The organism is Bradyrhizobium sp. (assembly GCF_004799445.1).
In the GTDB taxonomy this organism is placed as follows: Bacteria; Pseudomonadota; Alphaproteobacteria; order Rhizobiales; family Xanthobacteraceae; genus Bradyrhizobium.
In genome coordinates this window covers 1-6,748 of record NZ_SSNA01000157.1, presented here as the reverse complement: position 1 = coordinate 6,748, position 6,748 = coordinate 1, and the positions used below count along the sequence as shown (strand labels likewise).

Below are 6,748 nucleotides of genomic sequence, written 5' to 3'. Positions count from 1 at the left end.
GGCGCGACAGCGTGACGCTGACCCACACCGACAATGCCGGACCAAGCCGCGCCGTGGTGCCGCTCGGCACCCCGCTCAGCCCCGGCGACACGGTGCTGGTCGGCGAGCGCTGGTTCTAGAGAGATGCCCGAGACATCAGAGCAGCCACTTCGTATTCTGCACGTGGTGCGCGCGCCGGTTGGCGGAATCTTTCGTCACATCCTGGACCTGGCCAATGGACAGGCCGATCGCGGCCATCATGTCGGCATCGTCGCCGACAGCCTGACCGGCGGCGCACGCGCCGAGGCGGCGCTGGCGGAGATTGCACCGCGCCTCAAGCTCGGCGTTCGACGTGTCGCCATTCACCGCGAACCCCATCCCGGCGATATTCTGATATGGGCGCGTATCATGTACCTGATCTGGCGGCTGAAGCCGGACGTCGTGCACGGCCATGGCGCAAAAGCCGGCGCCTTCATCCGCATGAAAGCCCGCTCAAAGCGCTCCATTCGCGTCTACACGCCCCACGGCGGCTCGCTGCATTACCCGTTGAACACATGGAAGGGCGCCGTCTACAGCCGCCTCGAACGGATCCTGATGAACAGCACCGATCTGTTCCTGTTTGAAAGCGCCTTCGCGCGGAATACCTATCAGCGCACCATCGGCACGCCGGCCCGAGGGCTGGTGCGTTGCGTGTTCAACGGGGTGACCGCGGACGAGTTCGATCCCGTGGTTTTGGCCTCTGATGCCACCGATCTCGTCTATGTCGGGGAGTTCAGGCACATCAAGGGTGCAGACCTCCTGATCGACGCGGTGGCGCGGCTGCGTGCCGACGGCAAGCCGGTAACGCTGACGCTTGCCGGGGACGGCGAGGAGATCAGATCTCTCGATGCGCAGGTCCAGAAACACAGCCTCGCGGAAGCGGTGCGCTTCATCGGCCACGTCAAGGCGCGTTACGGCTTTTCAAAGGGTAGACTGCTGGTGGTTCCGTCGCGCGGGGATTCGATGCCCTACGTCGTGATCGAAGCGGCCGCGGCGGGAATTCCGATGATCGCGGCAAACGTCGGCGGCATTCCCGAGATATTTGGAACCCATGCCGACGCGTTATTTGCTGCCAACACCGTCGGCGCGATGGCGGACGCGATCGAGACCGCGCTTGACGATCCCGCCGCCGCGCTGGCGCGCGCCAAATCCCTGCGCGAAAGAATCTTCATGCACTTCTCGCAGAACGCCATGGTCGAAGGCGTCCTGGCCGGCTACCGCGACGCGTTTGCAGACCGTTAACCGTTCTTTACCAACGATAACTGTTTGTTCCGATTTGTCCTCTAAGCCGGGAGGCGAGGAATTCCGCCTCGGCGCGCGCATGCCTAAATGCCAGTGCAAGAACGGACTTGGAAACAGTGGAACCGATCAACGCACGCTCCATGGTAGATGCCGCTGCTGCGGCCTCCGTTGCCGCCTCGGCGGATCGCCCTCCGATCGAACGGCGGCGCCGGCTGTCGCAGGCGGCCCTTGCCGTCACCAGCCAGAAGGTGGGTCGCGCCTATTCGCCGGTCGTGATCGCGGGGGCGGTTCGCGTCGTCGATTTCGTGCTGCTGAGCCTGATCGGTGTAGCGTTCTACCTCGCATACATGGTGCCGCTCAACGGCTTTCACTGGGAATATATCGCGGCCATTCTCGGGATGACCGCGACCGCAGTGATCTGCTTTCAGGCCTCCGACATCTACGACGTGCAGATATTTCGCGGCCAGCTCCGGCAGATGACGCGGATGATCTCATCCTGGGCGTTCGTGTTCCTGCTGTTCATCGGCGCATCCTTCTTCGCAAAACTCGGCGGCGAGATATCGCGGCTCTGGCTTTCGGCGTTTTTCATTTTCGGCCTCGCTGCACTTGTTGGCGAGCGTCTGTTCCTTCGCGCGATGGTGCGCGGCTGGGCGCGCCAGGGCCGGCTTGACCGCCGCACCATCGTGGTCGGCGCGGACCAAAACGGTGAAAAGCTGATCGAAGCGCTCAAGATCCAGGACGATTCCGACATCGATGTTCTCGGCGTATTCGACGACCGCAACGACGATCGCGCGCTCGATACCTGCGCGGGCAGCCCAAAACTCGGCAAGGTCGACGATATCGTCGAGTTCGCCCGGCGCACCCGCGTCGACCTCGTGCTGTTCGCGCTTCCGATCTCGGCGGAAACGCGCATCCTCGAAATGCTGAAGAAGTTGTGGGTGCTGCCGGTGGACATCAGGCTTTCCGCCCACACCAACAAGTTACGTTTCCGTCCGCGCTCCTATTCCTATATCGGCAAGGTTCCCACCCTCGACGTGTTCGAGGCCCCGATCACCGACTGGGATCTGGTGATGAAGTGGATGTTCGACCACATTGTCGGCGGCATTATCCTGCTGCTGGCCGCGCCGCTGATGGCGCTGATCGCGCTCGCGGTCAGGCTCGACAGTCCGGGCCCGGTGCTGTTCCGCCAGAAGCGCTTCGGGTTCAACAACGAACGCATCGACGTCTACAAGTTTCGCTCGCTGTACCACGATCAGGCCGATCCGCTGGCGGCGAAGGTCGTGACCAAGAACGACAGCCGCGTCACCCGCGTCGGGCGCTTCATCCGCAAGACCAGCCTTGACGAACTGCCGCAGCTCTTCAACGTCGTGTTCAAGAGCAATCTCTCGCTGGTCGGTCCTCGGCCGCATGCGGTGCAGGGTAAGCTGCAGAGCCGGCTGTTCGACGAAGCGGTGGACGGATATTTCGCGCGTCACCGCGTCAAGCCCGGCATCACCGGCTGGGCCCAGATCAACGGCTGGCGCGGCGAAGTCGACAGCGAGGAGAAGATCCAGAAGCGCGTCGAGTTCGACCTCTATTACATCGAGAACTGGTCGGTACTGTTTGATCTCTACATTCTGCTCAAGACGCCTTTGGCGCTGCTGACGAAGAACGAGAACGCCTATTAGAATGGTTCGGTCAGGCGTTGGTACGGGTTGCGTAGGTTTGCGGGTGTGTAATGGCGTATGCGGCGACAGCCGGGGGCTTTCCTTCATCGGTGACATCCGCGCCGCGCGTGCTGGCGCTGCAGCGCGTGCTGGTGTGGCTGGTGGGAGCCAGCGGCGCGATCGTTTTCGTCGAGCCCAGCCCTTACGAGCTGATGACGCTCACTGCCGCCGTCATCTTCTTCGCCACCGGTCTTCGGCTGCGGCTCGCCTTCATGCCGCTGCTGCTGCTGCTGTTCCTGATCAATATCGGCTATTCCATCGGCGCCATTCCCTTCATGGACAAGCCCGAGGTCGCCAACTGGATCGCGACGTCATGGTATATGGCGGTCACGGTCATGTTCTTCGCCATGGTCATCTCCGAAGACACCGCCGCACGGCTGGACATGCTTCGCCGCGGCCTGATCGTGGGCGGATTGATCGCGGCGACCTCGGCGCTTGCCGGCTACTTCAACCTCGTCCCCGGCGGGCATGACCTGCTCACCCTGTATGAGCGCGCCCGCGGCACCTTCAAGGATCCGAACGTGCTCGGCGCGTTCCTGATCCTTCCCGCCCTGTTCGCTCTGCAGAGCGTCGTCTCCGACGATTTCCGAAAATCATTCCGCAGCACGATCGCGCTGGGCATCATGGCGCTCGCCATCCTGCTCGCGTTTTCGCGGGCGGCCTGGGGCGGACTTGCCGTCACCTCGGCCTTCATGCTGGCGCTGATGGTCCTGACCAGCCGGTCGCGCACGCAGCGTTCGCGCATCGTGGTGATCTCGATTGTCGCCGTCATCGTCGCGGTCATGCTGATCGCCGTGCTGTTGTCGTTCGACCAGATCGGCGAAATGTTCAGGCAGCGCGCGAGCTTCGACCAAAGCTATGACGAGGGCCGTTTTGGCCGGTTCGGGCGGCATGTTCTCGGCGCCGACATGGCGCTGGACCTGCCGTTCGGCATTGGACCGCTGCAGTTCCACAATTACTTTCCCGAGGATACCCACAACTCCTACCTCAACGCCTTCATGTCCGGCGGCTGGATCGCCGGCGTCTGCTATCCGGCGCTGGTGTTTGTCACGGTCATTCTGGGATTTCGCCACGTCTTCGTAACCGTGCCCTGGCAACGCGCCTATCTTGCGATCTTTGCGGCGTTTCTCGGCACGGTCGGCGAAAGCTTCATCATCGACACCGATCACTGGCGCCACTTCTGGATGATGCTGGGCGCGATGTGGGGCATGTTCGCCGCTGCGCAACGCTACCAGGCGGATCCAGAGCCGGCGATTACCGCGTCCGCGCCGGCTTCCTAGCGGCCGCGCGCTTTGCCTTCGGCGCCTGCAGCATCGCTTTCAGCTCCTCCGTTGCCGCCAGCATGGTCTTGTAGCCCTGCGTCATAAATCTAAGCAGCAGCCGCAGTTCAGCGTCCGTATAGGTTTCCCAGTCTTGCAGGACCGCGCGCTGCATGGGCTCGTAAAACCTTCCGACCTTGGCGATGTTCTCCGGAATGATCGCGATGAAGACTTTGCGGCGGTCATTCGCATCGCGCTCACGCCGCACGAATCCGGCCTTCTCCAGCCGGTCGACCACGCCGGTGATGGCACCCGTGGTCAAACCGGTGACCTCGGCGAGCCTTCCGGCCGTCACACGACCTTCCAGATTGAGAAAATCCAGACATTCCATGTCGGAACTCGAAATGCCTGCGCGGCCGGCAACGGCCTGCGAGAAGATCGCCCCTTGCCCGGACGACCGCCGCACCGCGTGTTCCAGTTCCTGCAGCAGCGCAGCCCGCGCTTTCGCCCTTGACAAAGCCCCGCCTCATATCTTAGTTAGATAATATCTTAGCTACTAAGATAATTAGCAGCCGTACTTTCTTACCACCCCTGCGACATCGGGAGCAAGCCGTGACGAAGCGACCTCGCAAAGCCATCATCATCGGCGCCGGCATTGCCGGCCCGGTGACCGCCATCCTCCTCAAGAAGGCCGGCATCGACGCGCAATTGTTCGAGGCATGGCCCCATTCCGCCGGCATCGGCGGCGGCCTCCAGATCGCCCCGAACGGCATGCATGTGCTGGCCGAGCTTGGACTCGCCGATGAGATGATCCATCGCGGATCCGTCGCCGAATCCTTCGATTTCTACTCGCAGTCGGGCGTCCGCCTCGGTTCGGTCAACCAGAACATGAAACAGCGCTTCGGTCAGCCGGCGGTCAACATGCGCCGCGCCACGCTCAATGACGCGATCCTGAACAAGGCCTGGTGCGAGGACGTCGAGCTTGCTTTCGAGAAACGGCTGGTGCGGATCGAGGATCGCGCCGATCAACCAATCGTGGCGCATTTCGCCGACGGCACCAGCGCCGAAGGCGACTTTCTGATCGGCGCCGATGGTGTTCATTCGGCGGTGCGCGCCCACGTTATTGCTGACGACCCCAAGCCGTTCGATACCGGCCTGATCGGCTTCGGCGGTTTTGTGCCGCGGTCAGTGATCGAGAACACCCCGATCGGACAGCGCGTGGAGACGACCTTCGGGCAGAGCGGATTTTTCGGCTACGGATTCTGCAGTCCGGATCGAAACGACGGCGTGATGTGGTGGAGCACCCAGCCCGCGCACGGCACCGCCGCCGCGACGTTCCGCGCCATGAGCCAGGGTGAGCTGAAGCGGCATCTGCTCAACTTCCACGCCGGCTGGCACGCCCCGATCCCGCAACTGCTGGAAGCCGCCGATAACATCACGGTCACCGCAACGCTCGACGTCGCGACCTTGCCGACATGGTGGCGCAAGCGCGCCCTGCTGATCGGCGATGCCGCGCACGCCACAAGTCCGCATGCGGGCCAGGGCGCCTCGATCGCACTGGAAGACGCCCTTCGGCTCGCCCGGCTGATGCAGAACGAGCAGGAACTCAGCGCGACGTTTGAGGCGTTCGAAAAAGAGCGCCGTCCGCGCGCCGAACGCGTCGTCGCGCTTGCCCGCCGCAACGGCAACAGCAAGCGTGAATTCAGCGCCACCGGCGCCTGGCTCCGCGACCACATGCTGAAATGGCTGCTTCCGTTCACGTCCAGGGGGATGGACTGGATGTATGAATACGATCCCCGTGCGGTGTAAGGCATGATCCGGAGCGCCGACGCGGCCAGGTCGTGACGTATCTAGTTTTCGACGTCGAAGGTGAGGCCGGCGTGATCGACCAGCCGTTTGATCAGGCGCTGGCCCAGCGCGGCGCCTGGCGTCCAGATGCCGCCTTTGACGTCGGGCGCCTCGCGCAGGCCAATCGCGCATTCCGCAATCATCTTCGAGGTCGAGCCATAACCGGGATCGCGGTCGCCGCGCACCGCGACGCGCACCTGACGTCCATCGGGCGCGAGGCCGACAAACAGCAGATCGTAGTGGCCCGACTCGCGTTCTTCCTTCGACGGGCCCTCGCCGGGCTTCGGCCCGCCGCTGCCCATCTTCTCCGACGTGTTGGCCGCAAGGATGCGTCTGGCCTTCTCTTCGCCCTTCTCGCCCGGGCCGGTCAGCATCATCTCGTCATAGACAAAATCCCGGCCATAGGAAAAACCCAGCAGCATGTTGGAGCGGTGCACGTTTCGGGTGTTGATGTTCGCCATCACGAAGGGCGTCGTCCACGATGCCAGATCCTCGTCGTAGAGCGGCTTGTTGCCCGGCGGCTGCCTCGGGCCCTCAAAGCCCGGCGTCAATGCGAACGGACTTCGCAACAGCGCCACGAGGCTGTGATCGTTGGCCGCGGCAGAGAACATGGCTTTCATGCTTGCCGCGGTGCCGCCCGACAGCGTGCCCTTCATGACGCGGACCCGTCCCTTG

General features: G+C 63.2%; 5 protein-coding genes and 2 pseudogenes. 5 read left to right on the top strand and 2 right to left on the bottom strand.

Features of this window, described 5'->3' with window-relative positions; genetic code table 11:
• The 4 genes and pseudogenes from E8A46_RS20810 to E8A46_RS20795 all read left to right on the top strand — a co-directional run.
• A pseudogene (locus E8A46_RS20810) lies at positions 1-119 on the top strand (polysaccharide export protein); the annotation flags it as partial.
• A gap of 4 nt (positions 120-123) precedes the next feature.
• Positions 124-1,260 carry a glycosyltransferase family 4 protein gene (locus E8A46_RS20805; protein WP_291565288.1) on the top strand — a complete coding sequence of 379 codons (1,137 nt, stop codon included), beginning with the start codon at positions 124-126 and terminating at the stop codon, positions 1,258-1,260.
• A gap of 116 nt (positions 1,261-1,376) precedes the next feature.
• On the top strand, positions 1,377-2,927 hold the full coding sequence (locus E8A46_RS20800; RefSeq protein WP_291565286.1) for an undecaprenyl-phosphate glucose phosphotransferase: 1,551 nt from the start codon (positions 1,377-1,379) through the stop codon (positions 2,925-2,927).
• A 50-nt stretch (positions 2,928-2,977) separates the two neighbouring features.
• The gene (locus E8A46_RS20795; protein ID WP_291565283.1) at positions 2,978-4,246 is read left to right on the top strand and encodes an O-antigen ligase family protein; all 1,269 of its coding nucleotides are present in this window, start codon (positions 2,978-2,980) and stop codon (positions 4,244-4,246) included.
• On the opposite strand, the gene E8A46_RS20790 is transcribed toward E8A46_RS20795, so the two are convergent.
• Positions 4,221-4,742, bottom strand: a complete 522-nt coding sequence (locus tag E8A46_RS20790; protein ID WP_291565280.1) for a MarR family transcriptional regulator — start codon at positions 4,740-4,742, stop codon at positions 4,221-4,223. The two genes, E8A46_RS20795 and E8A46_RS20790, sit on opposite strands and share 26 nt — an antisense overlap.
• Before the next feature lie 95 nt (positions 4,743-4,837).
• Here E8A46_RS20790 and E8A46_RS20785 point away from each other — a divergent pair, with 95 nt between their 5' ends.
• Entirely contained in the window at positions 4,838-6,034 is a 1,197-nt protein-coding gene (locus tag E8A46_RS20785) for an FAD-dependent monooxygenase (protein WP_291565277.1), read from the top strand.
• A gap of 41 nt (positions 6,035-6,075) precedes the next feature.
• Here E8A46_RS20785 and E8A46_RS20780 read toward each other — a convergent pair.
• Positions 6,076-6,748 (bottom strand): annotated as a pseudogene (locus E8A46_RS20780) (saccharopine dehydrogenase); the annotation flags it as partial.